The organism is Rhizobium sp. C104 (assembly GCF_022354505.1).
GTDB lineage: Bacteria > Pseudomonadota > Alphaproteobacteria > Rhizobiales > Rhizobiaceae > Rhizobium > Rhizobium redzepovicii.
In genome coordinates, this window is sequence record NZ_CP092353.1 from 359,710 (window position 1) to 379,231 (window position 19,522).

Annotated in this window: 20 protein-coding genes and 2 pseudogenes; 12 read left to right on the forward strand and 10 right to left on the reverse strand. The window is 59.9% G+C overall.

Annotation, left to right across the window (positions count from 1 at the left end):
• Positions 1 to 3: 3 nt before the first annotated feature.
• Positions 4 to 525 carry a hypothetical protein gene (locus MF410_RS33810; RefSeq protein ID WP_179874271.1) on the reverse strand — a complete coding sequence of 174 codons (522 nt, stop codon included), beginning with the start codon at positions 523 to 525 and terminating at the stop codon, positions 4 to 6.
• A 95-nt stretch (positions 526 to 620) separates the two neighbouring features.
• On the opposite strand from MF410_RS33810, the gene MF410_RS33815 reads away from it, so the two are divergent.
• The 4 genes from MF410_RS33815 to MF410_RS33830 all read left to right on the forward strand — a co-directional run bounded on the left by MF410_RS33815 (position 621) and on the right by MF410_RS33830 (position 2,747).
• A complete protein-coding gene (locus MF410_RS33815) occupies positions 621 to 929 on the forward strand; it encodes a DUF736 domain-containing protein (protein WP_096771924.1) in 309 nt (102 codons plus the stop codon).
• Between the two features lie 320 nt (positions 930 to 1,249).
• Positions 1,250 to 1,414, forward strand: a complete 165-nt coding sequence (locus MF410_RS33820; RefSeq protein ID WP_170961517.1) for a hypothetical protein — start codon at positions 1,250 to 1,252, stop codon at positions 1,412 to 1,414.
• A gap of 337 nt (positions 1,415 to 1,751) precedes the next feature.
• A complete protein-coding gene (locus MF410_RS33825; RefSeq protein ID WP_096771926.1) occupies positions 1,752 to 2,243 on the forward strand; it encodes a hypothetical protein in 492 nt (163 codons plus the stop codon).
• A 330-nt stretch (positions 2,244 to 2,573) separates the two neighbouring features.
• Complete coding sequence (locus MF410_RS33830) at positions 2,574 to 2,747, forward strand: hypothetical protein (RefSeq protein WP_170961518.1); 174 nt, start codon at positions 2,574 to 2,576, stop codon at positions 2,745 to 2,747.
• 33 nt (positions 2,748 to 2,780) lie between these two features.
• Here MF410_RS33830 and MF410_RS33835 read toward each other — a convergent pair whose 3' ends face one another.
• The 3 genes from MF410_RS33835 to MF410_RS33845 all read right to left on the reverse strand — a co-directional run bounded on the left by MF410_RS33835 (position 2,781) and on the right by MF410_RS33845 (position 5,376).
• Positions 2,781 to 3,038, reverse strand: coding sequence for a WGR domain-containing protein (locus MF410_RS33835; RefSeq protein ID WP_096771927.1), 258 nt, complete (start codon positions 3,036 to 3,038; stop codon positions 2,781 to 2,783).
• Positions 3,039 to 3,234: 196 nt separating this feature from the next.
• Complete coding sequence (locus MF410_RS33840) at positions 3,235 to 3,696, reverse strand: thermonuclease family protein (RefSeq protein ID WP_239621087.1); 462 nt, start codon at positions 3,694 to 3,696, stop codon at positions 3,235 to 3,237.
• Between the two features lie 603 nt (positions 3,697 to 4,299).
• Entirely contained in the window at positions 4,300 to 5,376 is a 1,077-nt protein-coding gene (locus MF410_RS33845) for an IS110 family transposase (RefSeq protein WP_096771929.1), read from the reverse strand.
• A gap of 600 nt (positions 5,377 to 5,976) precedes the next feature.
• On the opposite strand from MF410_RS33845, the gene MF410_RS33850 reads away from it, so the two are divergent.
• Positions 5,977 to 6,114, forward strand: coding sequence for a YHYH domain-containing protein (locus MF410_RS33850; protein ID WP_096771945.1), 138 nt, complete (start codon positions 5,977 to 5,979; stop codon positions 6,112 to 6,114).
• Positions 6,105 to 6,383, forward strand: coding sequence for a DUF5334 family protein (locus MF410_RS33855; protein WP_239621089.1), 279 nt, complete (start codon positions 6,105 to 6,107; stop codon positions 6,381 to 6,383). Before MF410_RS33850 ends, MF410_RS33855 begins: the two co-directional genes overlap by 10 nt.
• 171 nt (positions 6,384 to 6,554) lie before the next feature.
• Here MF410_RS33855 and MF410_RS33860 read toward each other — a convergent pair whose 3' ends face one another.
• A complete protein-coding gene (locus MF410_RS33860; RefSeq protein WP_096771931.1) occupies positions 6,555 to 7,010 on the reverse strand; it encodes a phasin in 456 nt (151 codons plus the stop codon).
• 1,208 nt (positions 7,011 to 8,218) lie between these two features.
• Between MF410_RS33860 and MF410_RS33865 the strand changes: the two genes are divergently transcribed.
• A complete protein-coding gene (locus tag MF410_RS33865; RefSeq protein ID WP_096771932.1) occupies positions 8,219 to 8,923 on the forward strand; it encodes an aquaporin in 705 nt (234 codons plus the stop codon).
• Between the two features lie 140 nt (positions 8,924 to 9,063).
• Here the strand turns inward: MF410_RS33865 and traG are convergent.
• The 3 genes and pseudogenes from traG to traC form a co-directional block, all read right to left on the reverse strand.
• Positions 9,064 to 10,985: pseudogene (traG, locus tag MF410_RS33870) on the reverse strand (Ti-type conjugative transfer system protein TraG).
• Complete coding sequence (gene traD, locus MF410_RS33875; RefSeq protein ID WP_170961519.1) at positions 10,978 to 11,193, reverse strand: type IV conjugative transfer system coupling protein TraD; 216 nt, start codon at positions 11,191 to 11,193, stop codon at positions 10,978 to 10,980. The pseudogene traG and the gene traD overlap by 8 nt, the downstream one beginning before the upstream one ends.
• Positions 11,194 to 11,197: 4 nt before the next feature.
• Positions 11,198 to 11,494: a conjugal transfer protein TraC gene (traC, locus tag MF410_RS33880; RefSeq protein WP_088396705.1), complete on the reverse strand. Its 297-nt coding sequence runs from the start codon at positions 11,492 to 11,494 to the stop codon at positions 11,198 to 11,200.
• Positions 11,495 to 11,749: 255 nt separating this feature from the next.
• On the opposite strand from traC, the gene traA reads away from it, so the two are divergent.
• The 4 genes and pseudogenes from traA to MF410_RS33900 all read left to right on the forward strand — a co-directional run bounded on the left by traA (position 11,750) and on the right by MF410_RS33900 (position 17,415).
• Positions 11,750 to 15,061 (forward strand): Ti-type conjugative transfer relaxase TraA, encoded by a 3,312-nt coding sequence (gene traA, locus MF410_RS33885; protein WP_096771934.1) that lies wholly within the window; start codon positions 11,750 to 11,752, stop codon positions 15,059 to 15,061.
• Positions 15,058 to 15,624 carry a conjugative transfer signal peptidase TraF gene (gene traF / locus MF410_RS33890; protein WP_096771935.1) on the forward strand — a complete coding sequence of 189 codons (567 nt, stop codon included), beginning with the start codon at positions 15,058 to 15,060 and terminating at the stop codon, positions 15,622 to 15,624. The genes traA and traF overlap by 4 nt, the downstream gene beginning before the upstream one ends.
• Positions 15,614 to 16,776, forward strand: a pseudogene (locus MF410_RS33895) (conjugal transfer protein TraB). Before traF ends, MF410_RS33895 begins: the two are co-directional and overlap by 11 nt.
• Before the next feature lie 15 nt (positions 16,777 to 16,791).
• Positions 16,792 to 17,415, forward strand: a complete 624-nt coding sequence (locus MF410_RS33900) for a TraH family protein (protein WP_088396708.1) — start codon at positions 16,792 to 16,794, stop codon at positions 17,413 to 17,415.
• A gap of 436 nt (positions 17,416 to 17,851) precedes the next feature.
• On the opposite strand, the gene MF410_RS33905 is transcribed toward MF410_RS33900, so the two are convergent.
• Positions 17,852 to 18,115 carry a helix-turn-helix transcriptional regulator gene (locus MF410_RS33905; RefSeq protein WP_088396709.1) on the reverse strand — a complete coding sequence of 88 codons (264 nt, stop codon included), beginning with the start codon at positions 18,113 to 18,115 and terminating at the stop codon, positions 17,852 to 17,854.
• Positions 18,116 to 18,321: 206 nt separating this feature from the next.
• Between MF410_RS33905 and MF410_RS33910 the strand changes: the two genes are divergently transcribed.
• Positions 18,322 to 18,642 (forward strand): transcriptional repressor TraM, encoded by a 321-nt coding sequence (locus MF410_RS33910; RefSeq protein WP_096771936.1) that lies wholly within the window; start codon positions 18,322 to 18,324, stop codon positions 18,640 to 18,642.
• A 3-nt stretch (positions 18,643 to 18,645) separates the two neighbouring features.
• Here the strand turns inward: MF410_RS33910 and MF410_RS33915 are convergent, their stop codons facing one another.
• Positions 18,646 to 19,350 carry an autoinducer binding domain-containing protein gene (locus MF410_RS33915; protein ID WP_088396711.1) on the reverse strand — a complete coding sequence of 235 codons (705 nt, stop codon included), beginning with the start codon at positions 19,348 to 19,350 and terminating at the stop codon, positions 18,646 to 18,648.
• Positions 19,351 to 19,522: the final 172 nt, after the last annotated feature.

Here is a 19,522-nt window from a genome sequence, read left to right on the forward strand (position 1 = left end):
CCATCAGCGTCGGTCGTTGGTCTCGCCAGCGGCCGGCACCTGTTCAGGCCTCAACGCGGAGAGCGTGTCGGGATCAGCCGTGAGGTCCAGTTTGCCCCAGATCGAGGTTTTCCGGTCAATCGGTTTGAGCTTCCGGGACGGCTTGATTTCGACGGTAAACGGCTTTGGCTGCTGACGCATAGGTCCTCCAGGCGACGATTCGCGAACACGACGATAGCCCGAAGAACGGCCAACGCAACGCCCTTGTTCGGCTGTTCCCGGACGCCTGATTTTGACATGTGGCAAGGCGGCAGCCCCACCGTTGCAGGGACCCGGCAGGCAGTCGGGGCGCAGCTGCCATCGCCATATTCCTTTGGCCCTGAGCCAGGCCACGTCCTTCGTGGGCTCGATGAGGCATGTCTGATCGAAAACCGGCTTCGCCTCGATCGTCCTCCCGCAACGGCCTTCCAAAACTTTCTTCCCCTGAGCGCGGTGCGCCCATTCCTCGCGGAACAACAAAGTTTTTCCGGGCGCCCACCATTTCATTCCGGCCCTCCGGGTGCGGTCCGATCGTCCCCGATCCTTGCGACAGCCATCGAGGCCGCGATGGGCGCGGCCCGAAACAGCAAAGGAATACGACAATGGCAACCATCGGCACCTTCACCTCCACCGAAACCGGCTTCAACGGCTCGATCCGCACGCTCGCCCTCAACGTCAAGGCCCGCATCGCCCGCGTCGAAAACCCCTCCGACAAGGGCCCGCACTACCGCATCTACGCCGGCAATGTCGAGCTGGGTGCGGCCTGGCAGAAGCGCTCCGAGCAGGACCGCGACTACCTCTCGGTCAAGCTCGATGACCCGAGCTTCCCCGCTCCGATCTACGCAACCCTCACCGAGGTCGAGGGCGAGGACGGCTACCAGCTGATCTGGTCCCGCCCCAACCGGGACTGAGGCCCGGACGGCCCCGCCACCAAGGCGGGGCCAACTGGTCACAAAGACAAGCCGGCGGCAGGCATCGAGCCTGCCGCCTGCTTTTTCGGTGCGATACGGAACCGGAATATGTCTGCTCAGTGGATGCTATCGTGCCGGGAAGAAATGCCGGCCTCGAGGACGAGCGGTCGCCCCCAATTTTGCCTCCGCTCCGGTTTCCTCGCTCCAACAAAATCGGCACCCCCACTCGCCGGCTCCGCCGGTCGCTTCCGCGCTCCTTGACCCCGTCATCTCGTCCCGCCCCGCCGTCTCGTCTTTCACGAACTCAAGGAGATGAGACGATGACCATCGAACAGCACATCGAAGAACTGCGTGCCGAGTTGAGGAACGCCTGCGACGCCGTCGAGCGGTGCCAGGTCGAAGCGGAGCTTCAGCTCGCCCAGGCTGATTTGGCCGTGGCGCTTGCCGAACAGGACGGCACTATCGAAGCCGAGCCGCCCTTCTGAGGCGGCTCTCATTCTGCCGGAATATGAGCCGGTCGGCCGGATCGACCGGCCTTCCGGCTGTCAGGGATTCACCCCTCAACGCTCCCCTCCGGCTCACACCGGATACGGTCGCGTCCCCTCCGGGTCCGCGGGTCTCTTCTCTCTCTGACGTCCCAGTTTACTCCAGCAAATCCGGCGTCAAGGACGGCGCGGTCTCCCCCAATTTTAACGCCGCTGCGTTGCACTTCGCTTCCCGAAAAAATTGGTTCCCCCGCTTGCAAGCCGCGGTCCGCGGTCCTTGACCCCTCTTTGCCACAGAGTGGCCGGTCTCCGTCATCAAGATGAAGGAGATCACACAATGACATCTGACCAGAACCTTGCGCTCTACACCAAGCTTTCCGGTTTCCGGCTCGTCGTCCTGGCAAACCGCTTCGGCTGCGATACCGACGTCTCGCGAAAGCTCCATGATCGACTGCTCGAAGGGCTTGAGGCGGCTGCCGGTCGTATCCGGACCATCATGGCATTGGAGCGGAGCGTTCTTGCCGGCGACGACGAATATGCGGCGTACCGGCTGGAAGGTGAGACCGAGATCTTCGGACGCTTCACCATCATCCTGCTCGATGAACTCGACATCGATTTCGACACGCATGAATACCGCATCAACGGCGGCGATTGGTCCAGCGCTTTGACGGCGGACTATACCGGCGTCGACATCGACTATCCGGAGCTGATTGCGCTCACCGATGACGAACTTGGCTCACTTGCGCCGATCATCAAGGATATCACGTGGCAAACCGGTATCGCGGTAAGCGCCTCCCGTGTCAGCTACATCAGGTGCACAGGATCATAATCAATCCCGCGGCGGGCTCGACCAGCCGGAGGGCGTCGAGAGCGGCCCTTCGTTGCGATGCCGACGAGACCATCGCAATGATGGCGAGGACGACCCGTTGAGCCTCTTCCTTTCGACCTGCCGTCATCTGTCATCGGGGATGTTGCAGCCCGTTCGTCACGACGCAACCTGCCGCCGCCAGAATTTTCCCCGCCGCGCTGCGGCTCCTCGCGGATCAAAATTCGGTCGCCGGCAGGTCCTCCACGTCCGTTCCGGCCCTTTGGGTGCGTCCCGCCTTTCCGGTCTGCCGCTTATCCCCTGCGATAACCGCATTTCGAAAGGAGAAACGCCATGCAACAACTCGCCCAATTCCTCGCCGCCACCGGCCGCCGGCTCCGGAATCTCGGCAAGGTGATCAGCCACTTCTGCCGCAAGGGCAAGCTCGGTCTGAAGCTTGCGATCAAGATCCCGTTCTTCGTCGAGATCGAGGTGTCCTTCGAGACCGATTGGGACCGGCGCCGATGAGGCGCCCACATGGCCCGCTTCGACGGGCCTTTCTCAACTCGCCACAGAGGCGCGCGGGCGGTAACCGCGTTTTCGCTTTTGTCGGAGCAGATCGAGAAACAGTTCGACGGCATCTTCTTCCCGTCCGAAATGATGGACCATCATCTGGCCTTTGGCTCCAATGCGGCCCCATTTACGCAGGAGACAGACGTCCCCGAACAGGTTGGGTTCGATCGACATGGCGTAGTAGCGCGACATGTTCCTGGACGCGTCTGAGCGCTCGACATAGAGATGGTAGGGTTGCGAGATCATGAGGTTAAAATCGCTGATCTCGGGAATCCCGTCCAACGACACTTATGAATCGGTCGGTATTGATTGATTCAGATCTGTTATGAAACGCGAGTGGTGGGCTTGGGCGAGACGCCTTCGGCGCACGGCTCTACTCGCTTACGCTCCCCGAACCCGCCGGGCGGTTTCGGCCATCCGGCAACGATCCTCTCGCGGGTCCTCAGCCGCACCATCCGTGTCTTGCACCGTCCCAGCGCCTGGCAAGGCCCTCGTTGACGAGAGTGGCTCCGAGCGAGTGTCCTGATCGTATTACGGTCCGGAGCTTGCGGCCATACTTGTCTTCGTCGCGCCAGCCGGCCGAAAGCCAAAACGCGCCGGCATTGAGGAGCGCCAGCAGGCGTGCTTTCGCGGCCTCGCCTTTGATCCGTTCCGCCTCGCAGCGAGGCGGGCTGAGCTCAGGTGTATCGATATCCGCAATGCGGATTTTTTCGCCTTGGAACCAGAATGTATCGCCGTCGACGACGCAATTCACATGACGACCGTCGCTGCAGATTGAAAAGGCGGCCGACGCTGAGTCCGCTACCGGTGTCTTGGCCACAGCCGGCAGTCCGGGGAGGTTGCCGGCGCCGCCGAAGGCAAGCCAGCCTGCCGCAGCAACGACGATAGCTGAGATGACTGCCATCAGTGATTTGCGCGAACCGCTCTGTCCCGTTCGAGGTTTTCCCTGCGGGCTACGGCGATCGATCTTGCCGCCGGACTTCCGCGGCCTCCTGAACGGAACCACATTCGATTTCGCCATTTGCCTGCTCCTCTCCTGCTTTCCTCAACCTATCTTGGACTCAGTTTCATCTGCGTTTGCGGACAAGGTGCCTCCATGCGGTGTGCGAGGCGCGGGGCGCAGTCGGTCCCGCCTCCCCTGCGGGCCACTATGTTGAGGCTCCTGCGGCTGCGCTGTTTCCCGCTCTCGCACGGCGAGAATTCCCGAAATCCCGCACTTTCGTGCGGCCGCTATGCTGATTTCTCCAATGAAAGAACACAAGGAAAAAAACGCTTTGTTTTCGTGGCTTTCCCTGGGTTTGGCTTTACTTTGACCGACGTTTCGGCCGGTCGGAAAAATCTTCCCCGTTCGAAGGACGGCGTGTTCCGTCCTCCGGTCTTGAACCATTCTCCAATCCGTGCCCCTGATGCCGTTTCCTTCCGGCTTCGGTCACATAGTGGCGTTCGGTTCCCGGTTTCCCATTCTCCGATAAGAGCTCAGCCCAGACCTGCCGGGCTCGCTAAGAAATCATCGGGACAGCCGGGATATCGTTGCCGATGCACCTTCCTCACCAACGACGCCGCGACGCTCGTAAGGGCGCTGGTCACGCAGGATCTGGAAGGCGATCGTTAAAAGCTGGCGCGCGATCGCGACACGCGCCTTGTTGTTGGTTGAATTGCGCTTCAAATGTTCATATTGGGCACGAAGCTGCGAGTCGGCAGCGACGGCCGGTGCAACAGCCTCGACGAAGGCCCAGCGCAGCCACTTGTTGCCCTGCTTGATGATCTTCCCATGATAGGTCTTGCCACCGCTCGAGTAGGTCGAGGGAACAAGCCCGGCATAGGCAGCCAGCTTCTTCGGATTCCGGAAGCGATCGATGTCGTCGATCTCCGCATCGATCAGCCGGGCGAAGAACTCCCCGATGCCAGGGATGGTCTTCAACAGCTTCACATTGCCGTTGGTCTTCGTCATCGCCTTGATCGTGGCTTCGGCCTGCTTGATCCGCCCGTCAATGTCGCCGATGAACTCTAGCCCGCGGTCGATCTGGATTCGGTCGATCGCTGATACGTTGAGCGTGGCGAGCTGCTGGAGGCCGGTCTTGCTGAACAGGTCGCCCAGCTTCTTCAACTGCGCCGTCTGCTCTGGGTAACGGTCGAACACTGTCACAACCCGGTTCTTCACCATCGTGCGCAGCCGTACATAGAACATCCGCTCACGAAGCGCCACGCGAAGGTCCCGCGCCTTCTCCGTTGGTGCCCAGGCTTCCGGCACCAGATCGGCACGCAACAAGTGCGCCAGCACCGTCGCGTCGATCTTGTCCGTCTTGATTTTGGCGTCGGCGATCGCCTTCACCTTCAACGGATGCGCCAGAACGACATCGTCGCAGATGTCGTCCAGCCAATCATACATCACCATCCAGTTGCGGGTCGCTTCGATCACTGCATGGCTGTTCTCCCGATACCGTTCCAGAAACGATCCGAGAGACTGGCGGTCGTTCTTCACACGGCCGGATCGCAATGTCTTCCCGGCAGAGTCCTGCACGACAAGGTGGCTGTAGCTTTTGTGGTAGTCCACGCCGATGTGATAATGATAAGGGGCAGTCATGGTTTGCTCTCCTTCATTGAGTTCGCGAAAACCCAGGTAAGGTAAGCCAGGCGGTGCAAGGCGTGACTTTCCAAAGAGCATATCCATCTCAGATATCCGTTCTCGGTGGGCGCGGCCTCTTTCATGCCACCTCCGATACTCTTCATCATCCTTGATCGGCCGTGCTCGTTGCACTGCGCACCGGCTCGATCGAACGAATTCTCTGCGGGGTTTGCTGTTTTCGACAACGCGCTCGTGCCCACGCACCCCTTCATGGCATTCTGACCGCAAGGCCTTTGTCTGTCAGAATGAGCTTCCCGCCGGAGCCTCGGCCGTGGTGCAAGCGATAACGCAGCGACCATGCCAGTCCTGACCAGACACTCGCTGCGCGCGGCGTGTGCACAATGTTGCGAAAGGTTACTCCGTCGCAGGCTGTTCACGAGGTTGGATCGAACGTCACCGAATTACCATACTCCAAATTGTAGTTCCTCGTACTAATGTGCTCGACTCGATTAGTGTAAATTGAATTAGATGTTCTTGGGTGGGGCATCCAACTCTCTGGGCAACTCCGCGAGGCGCGGCGAGCTAACTCGCACCCACCTGTTGCCGTCGGGGTTAGAAATGAAAATCGCAATCGCAATCTTGGTCGCATGGTCCACGTTCTCGCTGTCTGTTTCGGCAGCTTCCGCTCACAGTGGCGGAACGGATTCAAACGGCTGCCACACCAATCACAAGACCGGAGATTACCATTGCCATTGAAATCGTTGTTGGTGGCCGCCGTCCTGACGCTATCGCTTCCGGCGAACACCTTCGCCTGGGATGGTGTAGATAGCGATTCTGGCGGTGCGGTCGAGATTGGCAAAGGCAATCTAGTCAGATCGGGACAGACCGTCGAGGTTTACGACTACGAAGCGGGCGAGTACCGTGACGTTGATGTCCAAAGCATCCAGCGTTCTGGAGGCTCGGTCGAGGTCGAGGTTTACGACAACGAAAGCGGCGAATACCGCACCTTTGAAATGGACGACTGATAAAGTGGGCCGCCCTAAAAAGGGCGGCTGCTGCTATCGTTGCCATAGCGATTGGTGTCTTTGCCGCGGAGCTATCCTCTCCCAATGACCAACTCGTCAAAGATAGTCTTAAACTCCTCAAAAGAAGCTTCGATCACGATCCGTCCAGGCGATTTAGGTGTCTCCTCAGTTTTACGTCGCCTTGAGGTCCGTCAGCACCTTGTCAAAAGCATCCTTGACCGGCTTTGAGATTTCCTCCACCGTCCTGCTTGCGAGTACCCGGAATTCCTTGGCGTGCTGCAAACTTGTCTCAACCCGCTTGCGCAGGAAGGTCGACTGCAGTTCGAGGACCTGCGACGGCGAATTTGCGCTAAGCAAAGCTTGCAGATGCGAGAAGCTGGCCTCGGCGTCGGCCTGCAGTGCAGCGATCGTCTTCCACGACAATTCGTTGCCGAACAGACTTGTCGTTTCGAGGATCGGAGGCAGCATTTTCTGTGTCGCTTCAGCACCGGACGCAAATTTCAAAAAAGCCTCTGTCACCTGCTTGTTCCCCTTTTCAACGGATGCGCCGAACTGATCTGGCACCTTGAGCGGCGATGACGCCGGGTTTTCGATCGTTTCAAAGGATCTTTCGGAAATCTTGGTCATAGCGTTTTCCTTCTCATTGAGTTGGTTGCAAGCTGTGACGTCGGGATTGCCCCTTCCGCCGGCGGACTATGCAGGCCGCTTGGTAGAACGTCGGTTCGATGACGAACCGTCATGTGGCCTCCGTTCCGTTCGTTTCATGAACCGCCATCATGCAGACTGCTTTCTGCCGCTTGTAACCAGGGATCAGCAAACACCATGCCAACTGCTCAGATGCTCCAAGAAGATGATTTTTGTTTATCGATGGGCGGATTGATCGGTATTTGGCGGAGAGACCGGCGAACAAACGTTCTAATCTCGACAATTCGACAATAGGTGTCGGGTGCCCGACATTTGCGAGACATGTGGACAGCTGAGATGGGGACAAGCGAATGAGCATGTAATTCAATCGCGCTCAGGATCGTCCTGTGTTGGATCGTATTGAGCCTGCGGGGTGGAAAGTGACGTTGCGGTCCTCGCCGCAAGTGCCTCCGTCAGCCGCGCACTGGTGTTTGCCTTGACGGTCAGCTTGCGCGAGACATTGCGTGCAAGCGCAGTGCCTTCTTTACACCGGCCGTCATCTGGGTAGAAACCGCCGCATCCGCATCCGCGGAACCGGCATGGGACACGAATGTCACGATGTGTGGCGATCCGATCACGGGGCATCTGCCTTGGCAACCGGATAATCGGTTCATCGCCGAGGGCCACGAGACAGCTGAACCGATTGGAACTACGGCGAGGCCCAAGGATCGTGTGCCTGTCTTGACCGGGGCAAGCTCGACTTCTCGCGAACGTATCCCTCGCGCGCTTATCAAACCTTGTCCCAGTCCTGCTGTTGCGCCACCTTCCGAGCTTGGAGACCATGAAAAGCGTCGCTGTTCGTTCGACAGCCTGAATGGGCGCTTGGCGCTTTGTTCGTAGCCCAGCTTGGGTCCATTCGGCTCGGAAACGGCATGCGCCTGCAGATCCTGTTCATCACACGTTTCGAACGTAAGACCGAAGCCATCGGAGTGACGCCGTGATGCGATTTTCATTTGGTACGAAATTTGCTGGTTTTGGTAACTCCGCTTGACCAAAGGCTCTGATGCCGGCCTCGTCGGACGAGGACTGATTTTAAATCAAGAGCGGAGTTTCAGAACCTGATACGATGATTGGTTCGGTGCGTGTGGAACGCTTGGCGGCACGAGGATGACACCGAAAAATTTCGCGGGGTCTAATTAATGGAGTGAAACATGAAAAAGTATGTTTGCGAATTCTTCGGAACCTTTACGCTTGTCTTCCTCGGCTGCGGCACACTGCTCTATATGCGTCTAGAGGTGGGCCTGCTGGGTGTCGCTTTAGCCTTCGGAATGACCGTGGTTGCTATGGCCTACACGATTGGCCCAGTCTCGGGTGCGCATCTTAATCCGGCGGTCAGCCTGGGTTTCCTTGTGTCGCGCCGACTGAGAGCGTGGGACTTTGTCGGGTATGCGTCTGCTCAATGTGCAGGAGCTATCGCGGCGGCGGGCACGCTCTACCTTATCGCTATGGAAAAGGTCGGCGGGTACGATATCACCATAGAAGGTTTCGCTCAAACCGGCTGGATAGTCTATGGGTGGAGAGCCGCGTTCCTTTTTGAGTTCATCGCCACGTTCCTGTTCGTGACTGTATTCCTCAAATGCACGGCAGAGGGGGGCGCTGTCGCACGATTGGCGATTGGACTTACCTTAGTTGCGATCCACCTTGGCGGTATCACGGTTTCTGGTTCTTCTGTGAATCCAGCACGATCGATCGGCCCAGCACTTTTCGCAGGAGGGGCGGCACTCTCTCAACTGTGGCTTTATATATTTGCGCCAATGCTCGGCGCTGTTGCAGCCGGCCTTCTTCAGCTCAGGGGGATCCTCGCGTCAAGCAAGCCGCAAAGTCTGCGCAAAGTTCGTGCGGCCCATCGAGCTTAAATATCGGTCTGCCCTCGCCCGGCCCCAGTTTTCGCAACGGTGCTGTAGAATCGGAAGCGCGGCAAGGATAAGCGAGCGCAGACACATTCGCTTCGAGATTTTGACTGCTCGCGCACCATAAAGCTGAGGCTGCCGCCAATTTACTCTCTAGTGCAATTGACCGGTAGAATTTTCTCGGTCCCAACACAGGCCTTCATATCGTCGCGGCGGAACCAGATCGCGCGTCCGCATCTGAGCGGCGGGTTGCCAGCGGTGAAGACGATCTGCTCGTCGGCCCGCATGCGCAGCACCTCATGCGGCTGGATCAGGGGTCTGGCGGCGAGTTGCTTCGATCGCGTGCGCGACGATCCTTTCGACTGAACACTGCGGCTGATCTGGTCGATCTCGACGGTCGCCATGCCGCAACGGCGCGAGATGTAGTCCGCGGTCTCGGAATCGTTGATCGCTGCAAAGGATATCCAGCTTGCGCTCTCGAACCATTTGCTGGCAGCGTCGCGACCGCCGTAGGTCTCGCGCATCTGGCCGATCGACTGGTAGATCGTGGTCAGCATGATACCATATTTGCGGCCGGCGTCGCGTGCGGTCTCCAGGATGCGCATGTAGCCGAGGCGCGCCACCTCATCGAGGAGGAAGAGCGCCCTCCCCGCATCTCGCCGTTGCGGTTGTAGATCGCGTTTAGAAACGAACCGATGATGACCCGCGCCAAGCCCGAATGCGTCTCCAACGTCTTGAGATCGAGATTGATGAACACGTCCGTTTTTCCGTCTGCAAGATCACCCGTCGTAAAACTCGTTCCCGACACCAAGGCGGCGTAGTTCGGGTAGGATAGCCAGTGGGTTTCCTTGACCGCGTTAGCATAGACGCCCGAGAAGGTTTCCGGTGTCATGTTGACGAAGGCCGCGACATTTTCCTTCACGAAATCTGAACTTGAATCGTCGTAGATTTCCTGCAACCGCTTTCGCAGTTTGGGTTCGGGCTCGGACAAGTTCTTGCGTACTTGCCGGAGCGTCTGGTCGCTTTCCGTCGTGTGGCCGGAGAGGCAAACGTCGGCAATCAGCGCGGTGAGCAATTGCAAGGCCGAGGCGCGGAAGAAGTCGTCGCGAACCCCACGGGCGCCACCGCTGTCGCTTATAATCCACGATGCGACGGAGGCAATATCCTCCTCCTTCGTTCCGCCGAAGCGGCCGATCCAGTCGAGCGCGTTGAAACCGATCTCCGACTGCTTCGGATCGAGGACGAAGACGTCGCGGTTGGCGTTGCCACGGTGTTTCGACACAATTGGCGCGACCTCGTTCGACGGATCGAGGACGACGAGCGCAGCGCCCCATGTCAGCGCCGTCGGAATCGTGACTGACGTCGTCTTGAAGCCGCCCGATCCGGCGAAAACGATGCCATGAGACGAGCCGAACGAGCCGTCGAAGCAAAGCAGCGGCGACTTGCCACCTGCTCCCCAGGTCTCGGCACTGCCGGCGCGAAACGGCTGGGATGCAGTGCTGTCGCGGTCGACGCGATAGCACTCGCCGATGACGACTCCGCCGGTCTCGGGAAACAATTTTTCGGCTAGTAATAGTTTCATCCAGTCCGCGTCGCCGTGCAGAGCCCGTTTTCCAACGATGCGTTTCGGCTCGGCCTTGGCGAATGCGGCATTACCGGCAATCGCCACCCGCACGCCGAACAGCGCCGACATCAGCACCGTGGTGGTGCCGATCGCCGTTGCGGGATCGAGATAGTTGAAGATCGATCTGCCGGCCGGGACTTGTTCGAAAAACGCGGAGAGTCGCGATGCCTCGCGCATGACAGCAATGAGGAGCGCGGCTATCGCGCCGGTGACAACGCCCCATCCGGCCGTCTTGATCCGCACCGAGCCGGCGCTCGCAAACAAGAAGACGATGCCGACGACCGACGCGGCGACATAGGGCAGAGCGATACCGGCGCGGCCGAGCATCTGCCGGGCGGCATCGCTCTTGCCGAAAGGGGCGAGCCAGTGTTCGATCCCTGTCGTTCCGATGGCCGCCAGCATCATCAAACTTGAGGGTGCAACGAACAGCACGATCCTATTCATGGGTCTCTCTAAACGCCACAGCACCGATAACGGCAAGCCGTGAGCGCTCCTGTGCGTCTTCCTTCAGTCGCGCGGCGGCATCAATGAGGAGCCCGAGCAGTAGCGCGCGCTTCTCGTCTCGCAGCCCCGCCTTGACGATAAGGCCGCCGAGCTCAATCTTTTCGCGTGTGTCCTTCTTGCGGGCGTCGGATGTCGTGGATCTTCGCATTCGCTCAAGCCTCGCCAGTCCTGCCCTCAGCCGCGCCAGGCGGGTGTTGCGCGGAGAGTGTGCCCCCCTCCCCATTGTTGGAGGCGCCTTTCCCTCCGTTCGGACGGGCCTTGCCTCCGCGAAATCGTTTCGCCAGTTCCTCGAACGCTGCCTGCAATTCACTCTCGTCGATCTCGACTTCGCCGAGCCCGGCTTTCAGCGCGATCCGGCCGATCCGCTCGGCCTCCCGGGTCTCGGCGAGCTTCAATTGTTCTTGGAGCCTGGCGATTTCGTCGCGGATTTTCGAGGTAGGTTTCTTCATGTCCGGATGTCTCCTTGGGTGCGAAAGCTAGTCTTTGGGACCCATCTTCCGAATGTCGGTGCGGAACGCACTACTGTGAATACTACAATCGCCAAGGGCGATGCTTTCCTGGATGATCCCGGCCGCTCGACAAGGGCGGCATCCGAAGGGCGCAATTATACGTCGCTGACGCGACGTCCTTTTGATAGCGCCTGGCGGGGCCGATCTCGCTGCCGAACAAGTTGATTTTGCTCGCAATCGGGAGATAACTCCTCTGTGGCCGTCCCTCATTTCTCCGTCAGCATTGTCGCCCGCGGCTCCGGCCGCAGCGCTGTGCTGTCGGCGGCCTACCGGCATTGCGCGAAGATGGAATACGAGCGCGAGGCCCGCGCGATTGACTACACGCGCAAGCAGGGCCTGCTGCATGAAGAGTTCGTGGTCCCGGTCGATGCACCGCAATGGCTGCGGGCGATGATTACCGATCGCTCCGTCTCCGGGGCCTCCGAGGCCTTCTGGAATAGCGTCGAAACCTTCGAGAAACGTGTCGATGCCCAACTCGCCAAGGACGTGACCATTGCGCTGCCGGTGGAACTCTCGACCGCGCAGAACATCGGGCTGGTGAGGGATTTCGTCGAGCGGTACATCAGATCGAAGGGGATGGTGGCCGACTGGGTCTATCACGACGCACCCGGCAATCCGCATGTGCACTTGATGACGACGCTCCGGCCGCTGACCGAAGATAGTTTCGGAGCCAAGAAGGTCGCACTGACCGGCCCTGACGGCAATCCTCTGCGCAACGATGCCGGCAAGATCGTCTACGAGGTCTGGGCCGGCAGCCTCGACGATTTCAACGCCTTTCGCGACGGCTGGTTCGCCTGTCAGAACCGGCACCTGGCGCTTGCCGGCCTAGACCTCCGCGTCGACGGCCGCTCCTTCGAGAAGCAGGGGATCGAGCTCGCGCCGACCGTCCACCTCGGTGTCGGCGCCAAGGCGATCGAACGGAAGTCGAAAGAAGCCGAGCGGGATATTTCGCTGGAGCGGCTGGAGCTGCTGGAGGAGCGCCGGGCTGAAAACTCCCGCCGCATCCAGCTCCGCCCCGAGCTCGTGCTCGACTTGATCACGCGGGAGAAGAGCGTCTTCGACGAACGCGACGTCGCCAAGATCCTCCACCGCAATATCGACGACGCTGGCCTCTTTCAAAATCTGTTGGCAAGGATCCTGCAAAGCCCGGAGACGCTCCGGCTCGAACGCGAACGCATCGAACTTTCAAGCGGCCGACGCGAGCCGGCGCGCTACACGACGCGGGATCTCATCCGGCTCGAGGCGGAGATGGCCAACCGCGCGATCTGGTTGGCTCAACGCTCCTCTCACGGGATTGCGGAAGCTGTGCGCGAAGCCACCTTCGCGCGTCACTTGCGCCTCTCGGACGAGCAGAAGACGGCGATCGCACATATTACTGGCGGCGAGCGCATCGCCGCGGTGATCGGACGTGCCGGTGCCGGCAAGACGACGACGATGAAGGCGGGGCGCGAAGCGTGGGAAGCCGCCGGCTATCGCGTTGTCGGTGGGGCGCTTGCGGGCAAGGCCGCCGAGGGTTTGGAGAAGGAAGCCGGAATTGTCTCCCGCACGCTGTCATCATGGGAACTGCGCTGGAACCAGGGCCGTAGTCAGCTCGACGACAAGACCGTATTCGTTCTCGATGAAGCGGGCATGGTGTCGTCGCGGCAGATGGCGCTGTTCGTCGAAGCGGCAACCCAGTCTGGCGCCAAACTGGTGCTTGTCGGAGATCCGGAACAGCTGCAGCCGATCGAAGCCGGAGCTGCCCTCCGCGCCATTGTCGATCGCATCGGTTATGCCGAGCTCGAAACCATCTATCGCCAGCGCCTGCAATGGATGCGCGACGCGTCGCTCGATCTGGCCCGCGGAAATATTGGCAGAGCCGTGGAAGCCTATCGCGCGCAGGGCCGTGTCCACGGAGCCGAGCTGAAGGCTGATGCCCTGCAGGCACTGATCGCCGATTGGAACCGCGACTACGATCCTGCCAAAACAGCGATAATCCTCGCCCATCTGCGTCGCGACGTGCGCATGCTTAACGAAATGGCTCGGGCAACGCTCGTCGAGCGCGGTCTCGTCGCGGAGGGTTTTGCCTTCCGAACCGACGACGGACACCGGAAATTTGCAGCCGGCGACCAGATCGTGTTCCTGAAAAACGAGGGTTCGCTCGGCGTCAAGAACGGTATGCTCGCGAAGGTTCTTGAGGCAGGGCCCGGGCGCATCGTCGCGGAAGTCGGAGAAGGCGAGCACCGCCGCCCGGTCACGGTCGAGCAACGCTTCTACGCCAATCTCGATCACGGCTATGCCACCACGATCCACAAGAGCCAAGGTGCCACCGTCGATCGCGTGAAAGTACTGGCGTCCCTCTCGCTTGACCGCCATCTCACCTACGTTGCCATGACGCGTCATCGCGAAGACCTTGGCCTGTATTACGGCCGGCGATCCTTTGCCAAGGCAGGCGGACTGAGCCCGATCCTGTCGCGCAGACAAGCCAAGGAAACAACGCTCGACTACGCCAGCGGCCGCTTCTACGCCCAAGCCCTTCGATTCGCCGAGGCCCGTGGTCTTCACCTCGTTAACGTCGCACGCACTGTCGTTCGCGACCGCCTTGCGTGGACCGTCCGGCAAAAGTCGAAGCTCGCCGAGCTTGGCGCACGTCTGGCGGCGATCGCCGGCAGGCTTGGTCTGTCCGCCGGCGCGGCCAAGACTACTCAACCGCGCAGCATCAAGAAGGCAAAACCCATGGTATCGGGCATCACCACGTTCCCAAAATCGCTGGAACAGGCCGTCGAAGACCGGCTTGCCGCCGACCCCGGCTTGAAGAAGCAATGGGAGGAAGTCTCGGGGCGCTTCCATCTCGTCTACGCTCAGCCGGAAGAAGCGTTCAAGGCCGTCAACGTCGAGGCGATGCTGAAGGACGAAGCTGCGGCGAAATCCACTATTGCCAGGATCGGTTCCGAACCGGAGAGCTTTGGTGCCTTGAAAGGTAAGACTGGGCTCCTTGCCGGCCGCGCCGACAAGCAGGCCCGAGAAATGGCCGTCACCAATGCACCGGCGCTTGCCCGGAACCTGGAACGCTATCTGCTTCAGCGCACGGAGGCGGAACACAAATATGAAGCCGAGGAGCACGCTGCCCGCCTGAAGGTCTCCCTAGACATTCCAGCGCTGTCGCCGGCGGCAAAACAAACGCTCGAATGCGTCCGTGACGCCATCGATCGCAACGATCTTCCCGCAGGCCTCGAATACGCGCTCGCCGACAACTTGGTGAAGGCCGAACTCGAAGGCTTTGCGAGAGCCGTATCGGAACGTTTCGGGGAACGCACCTTCCTGCAGCTTGCGGCCAAGGACACGAGCGGTCAGACCTTCCAGTCAGTGACCTCAAGCATGTCTGCGGGGCAAAAGGCGGAGGTGCAAACGGCCTGGAGCGCTATGCGCACGCTTCAGCAACTTTCGGCGCATGAGCGCACGACCGAAGCACTTAAGCAGACTGTGACGCTGCGGCAAACGAGGAGCCAGGGGCTCTCGCTTAAATGACGCTTCAAGTTCGAACACACACACGAGCCTCTGCCCAGCGAAGGCGAGCCGCCAGCACTCTGTCAGTTGCTGCGGGCGCCGCCGCGCTGATGTCATTGGGTGGTTACCTGGGTGGCTATCGCGTCAACCTGACGCCGAGCGAGCCGCTCGGCCTCTGGCAGATCGTCCTCCTCAACCGTTCGCCACGCGTTGGCGACCTGGTGTTCATCTGCCCGCCAGACACAGCCACTATGCGCGAAGCGAGAACTCGGGGTTACCTCCGCTCCGGCCTTTGCCCCGGCCATCTCGCCCCGATGATCAAGTCGGTGGCTGCGGTCGGCGGTCAGCGGGTCGAGGTCGCGAACGAGGTAAGGGTCGATGGGCGCTCGGTTCGTGCTTCCGCGGTCTCGGGAAAAGATGGAGAAGGTCGGCCGCTGACACGGTTTTCCGGCGGCGTGGTGCCGCCCGGTGACGTCTTCCTGCATTCCGCCTTCGCCGGCTCGTTCGATTCGCGCTACTTCGGGCCTGTGCCGGCATCTGCCATTGTCGGTCTGGCGCGCGAGGTGCTGACCTATGCGCCATAATTGGGGGTGGTCAACACTGCTTGTCATCGCCTCGCTCGGGGTCAGAACGGTCGCATGGAGTGGCCACATGCTGTTGCTGCCGGTGGCGCTCGGTTTTCCCGTCTTCTGGTCGCTGTCGAGAACGAGATCGACGGTAACATTGGTTTCCGCCGCATATTTCCTGTCGGCGTCACGCGGCCTGCCGCAAGGCGTGGCCACCTTCTATGCAGCGGATATCTGGCCGGGCCTGCTGCTGTGGCTGGCTGCCTCCGCAAGCTTTGTGGCAGTGCACGCGCTGCTGTGGACGAAGGATGCTGGTCGTCGACCAACTCGCTATATTCTGGCCGCGCTCCTAGTGGCAGTGCCCCTTTCGGCATTACCGGCTGGGCGCATCCCATCACGGCTGCAGGCGTCGTGTTTCCGGGATGGGGATGGTGGGGACTGGCCGTCACGACAGCCGGCCTGGCGGGCCTCGTTTCCCGCCTCTGGCCAGCTGTCGCCATAGGCCTTACTGCCTTCTGGGTCTGGTCCGCCGCTTTCTGGACCGATCCGAAGCTACCCGAACAATGGCGGGGCGTCGATCTCGAATTGGGTGCCTCGCTTGGGCGGGATACCAGCATGGTTCGTCACCGTGATCTGATTGCAACGGTGCTTGACCGAGCGTCCGACCGTGCTCGAAGACTCATCCTCCCGGAAAGTGCGTTGGGCTTTTGGACGCCAACAGTAGAGCGGCTATGGAGACCCGGGCTAGAAGGACATGACACTACCGTTCTCGCGGGTGCGGCAGTCGTCGACGCGGCCGGATACGATAATGTGATTGTCGCAATATCGGCGGGTGGCAGTCGGATCCTCTACCTGGAACGGATGCCTGTCCCTGGGTCGATGTGGCAGCCCTGGCAGCCCCTCTTCGGAGGCAACGCCGGCGCGAAATCGAACATCTTCGCAAATCCCGTCGTGACACTCGGCTCCAGCCGGGTGGCGGTACTGATCTGCTACGAGCAACTGATCGTCTGGCCGGTGTTGCAATCGATGCTCGGAGGTCCGGACTTGATCGTTGCTGTCGGCAACGGCTGGTGGACCAAGGGAACGTCCATCGTCGCGATCCAGCGCGCCAGTACCGCCGCCTGGGCAAAACTGTTTGCCAAGCCGCTGGTTTTCTCTTTCAACAATTGATGCAGAGGAGGTCCCATGCTCGACGCGGCCCAAATCAAAGACTGCGCCGACCCTTCACTCACACCCGCGATCGTCGAACAGTTCGTCACTGCCGCGGGCTCTGCCGATCCTCTCGCGGTGACCGTCCGATCGGGCGGCCGATTGATCCTGGTGCCTAAGGCCAAATCACCTGACGAGGCGATGGACATCGTGCGTCAATATACCGGCAAGGCTGTCGTTCGTGTCGGTCTGACGCAGTTTCCGGCCGGTGTGGGGGTCAAGGACCTGGCGGATCTCAAACCAGATTTAATCGACGCCTGCCAGAACCTGCGCAAGGGAACGGCTATGTTCGCCAAGATCATCAGGATCGTCGCCAAATGGTACGGCAATCCAAAAAGCGACGATGTTTTTCCGCAGATTTTCGAGGACTCGGTCTACGCCTGGAAAACCGGCGTGTTCGAAGGGGTAGGGGTGTTTCAGGCGGATGATCCAGGCGGCGCTATCATTAATCAGACCGAGCTGAAGGACGGCGGGGAGACTGAGTTCGTGGACGAAGCCACCCCCTCCCAGACCGATGCGGAACCTCAGGAGTTGGAAGAAGTCGGCAAAGCCGGAATGCGGATTGATCTGTCGAGGATCGGCGGTCAAAAAGGCCTCTAAGTCTCTGTATCTCGATTGATCGCGTAAACGTCCCGACCTCGCTTGGTCCCGGCGCCACCATGCAACGGAACGCTGGCCACTTTGGACCATGTCCACTCGCCGGCTGCCTCCCCAATGCTATATCTGTTGTCCAATGCATGATCATGTCAAATGGACGATCGCCTGCTTCGAACAGAGGTAAAACGGTCCAAGGAGCGCAGGAGGATTCGCGTGTCGGCGCATCCAGGAATTGGTCATCGCGCGAATTTCTGCAGTTGCGGAAGCGCGTCAGGTCAGCACACTATCGTTGCCTACAGGCTGTACGGCGAAGGACCCTCGGCCTTGAGATGCGGTCGGCTCCAACGATACCGTTTTCGCTCACACTGGCTGAGCAATCGTAGCGCGAACGCGCCCGCGAAACGGTGCAACAGCTTCGAGATGAGGAATGTGCTGAAATTTACGACCGGTTGGCGCACCCGGAGCTGATGGGGGCGTTGCCACGGCAGGTCGGACTTGTTCTTGCTAAAAAATCCGATGGATCGACACCAAGGGCGTCAGAGATCTGGCCAAGGACAGTGAGGGTTGCGGACGTCTCGGCACGTTCGATGGCACCAATATGACGCATGCTCAGACCAGTTCGGTAGGCCAGTTCTTCCTGCGTCAGTTTTTTGCCATGGCGTATTCGACGCAAGTTCATCGCCATGACCTCGTTGAGATCCATGACATGAGCGGAACCTGAATCCGAACTATTGTTCTAGGAAGTATAGTTCCGATTCCGCCTGGCGCGTGCTATTGGTGGCCGCCGCGCGTTAATCTTTGAGTCGATTGAGCTGGATGATGGCGATCAGGGCCGTACACCGGCGGCCCAAACGATATACTGCGGTGAGTAGCGTTTGAAGAGTGGGGACGATGTGTGAGGAGAAGCGGATGAGCGAGTGTGATGCGTCCGGAGAGCCCGAAGAAAACGAGGGAGCTTCTCGCTATAGTTCACTCACGAAAACTGAACTGGAGGCGCTGGCCGTCTCAGCATTGCTGAAACACCGCAGTATGCTTGGCGCCGACGAGGCTGTTTACGAAGAATGGCTCAGCGCCAGCCGCGATCCCACCGTGTCGAGCGATGTTCTCCAGACTTTGCAGGACGAATATCTTTTAAGGCAGAAGAAGGCGCAGGACCAGCAGGAAGAGCTTTCCGAGATCATCGACGCCCTCGGCTATATTCCATTTATTTCGTCAGAGGAGGAGGGCTGACGGTCAGTACAGGCCACGGTCCTTGGCAATTGCGACGAGTTGGGGAACGGTCTTGGCCTCGAACTTTCGGCGCGCGCTGTCCAAGTAGTGCTGTACCGTCCTCGCGTTGATGCCCGTCAGCATGGCGGTTTCCGGCGCGCTTTTCCCCTTCATCGCCCACATCAGGCACCTCCCCTCCCTTGGGGAAAGCGCCTGTCTTGGAGCCACGAGCGTCGTCGCGCCAACGATCTTCAGGCTGTAATGGACAGCCATGACCGCCTGCATTGCCTTTCGAGCATCACGCAATTTCGGTATTTCCGACTTTCGTTCCGATGACGCCAATGTCAGCAACATTGTCGAGCCATAGCTTCCTTCGACGGGAATGGTCACTCCACTACAAATACCGTGCTCGACTGCCTTGTCGCGAAACTGCCGGAGTTCCGAAGAACCGCGAGCCGGCCAGTCGTCGGAGGTCCAGGCGAACATGTCCATGCGGCGCTTGGCCTCCGTCACCACAGGGTCGATCCGCGCGTAGCGACGGGCAAGGTAAATCCCCTCCCAAGTTTCAGGGTAAGAATTGAACGTTTTCACTTCAGCGCCTTCGGTTTGTAGATACGCAAAATAGTCGAACCCACATGCATGCGCAAAGCTCTTGACCGCTTTCTTGATCATACGTTCATCGCGCGCGGCTTCGGCCATGTCGATGAGTGAGCGAAAGTCTTCGTCCATTGACCTTTATCCTGCCTTCTCCCGTGCCGCTAGGGCCCTGATCTCGCCGCAACTTGGCCGCCCTTGTCATCAAGGCCGGCGAAGAGCCGGCCCAAGGTCAACCAATCTCGGATTCATGAGAGCCGTGGGACGCATGCCACAGTCGCTCACCGATATGTCTACTCACGTTCTG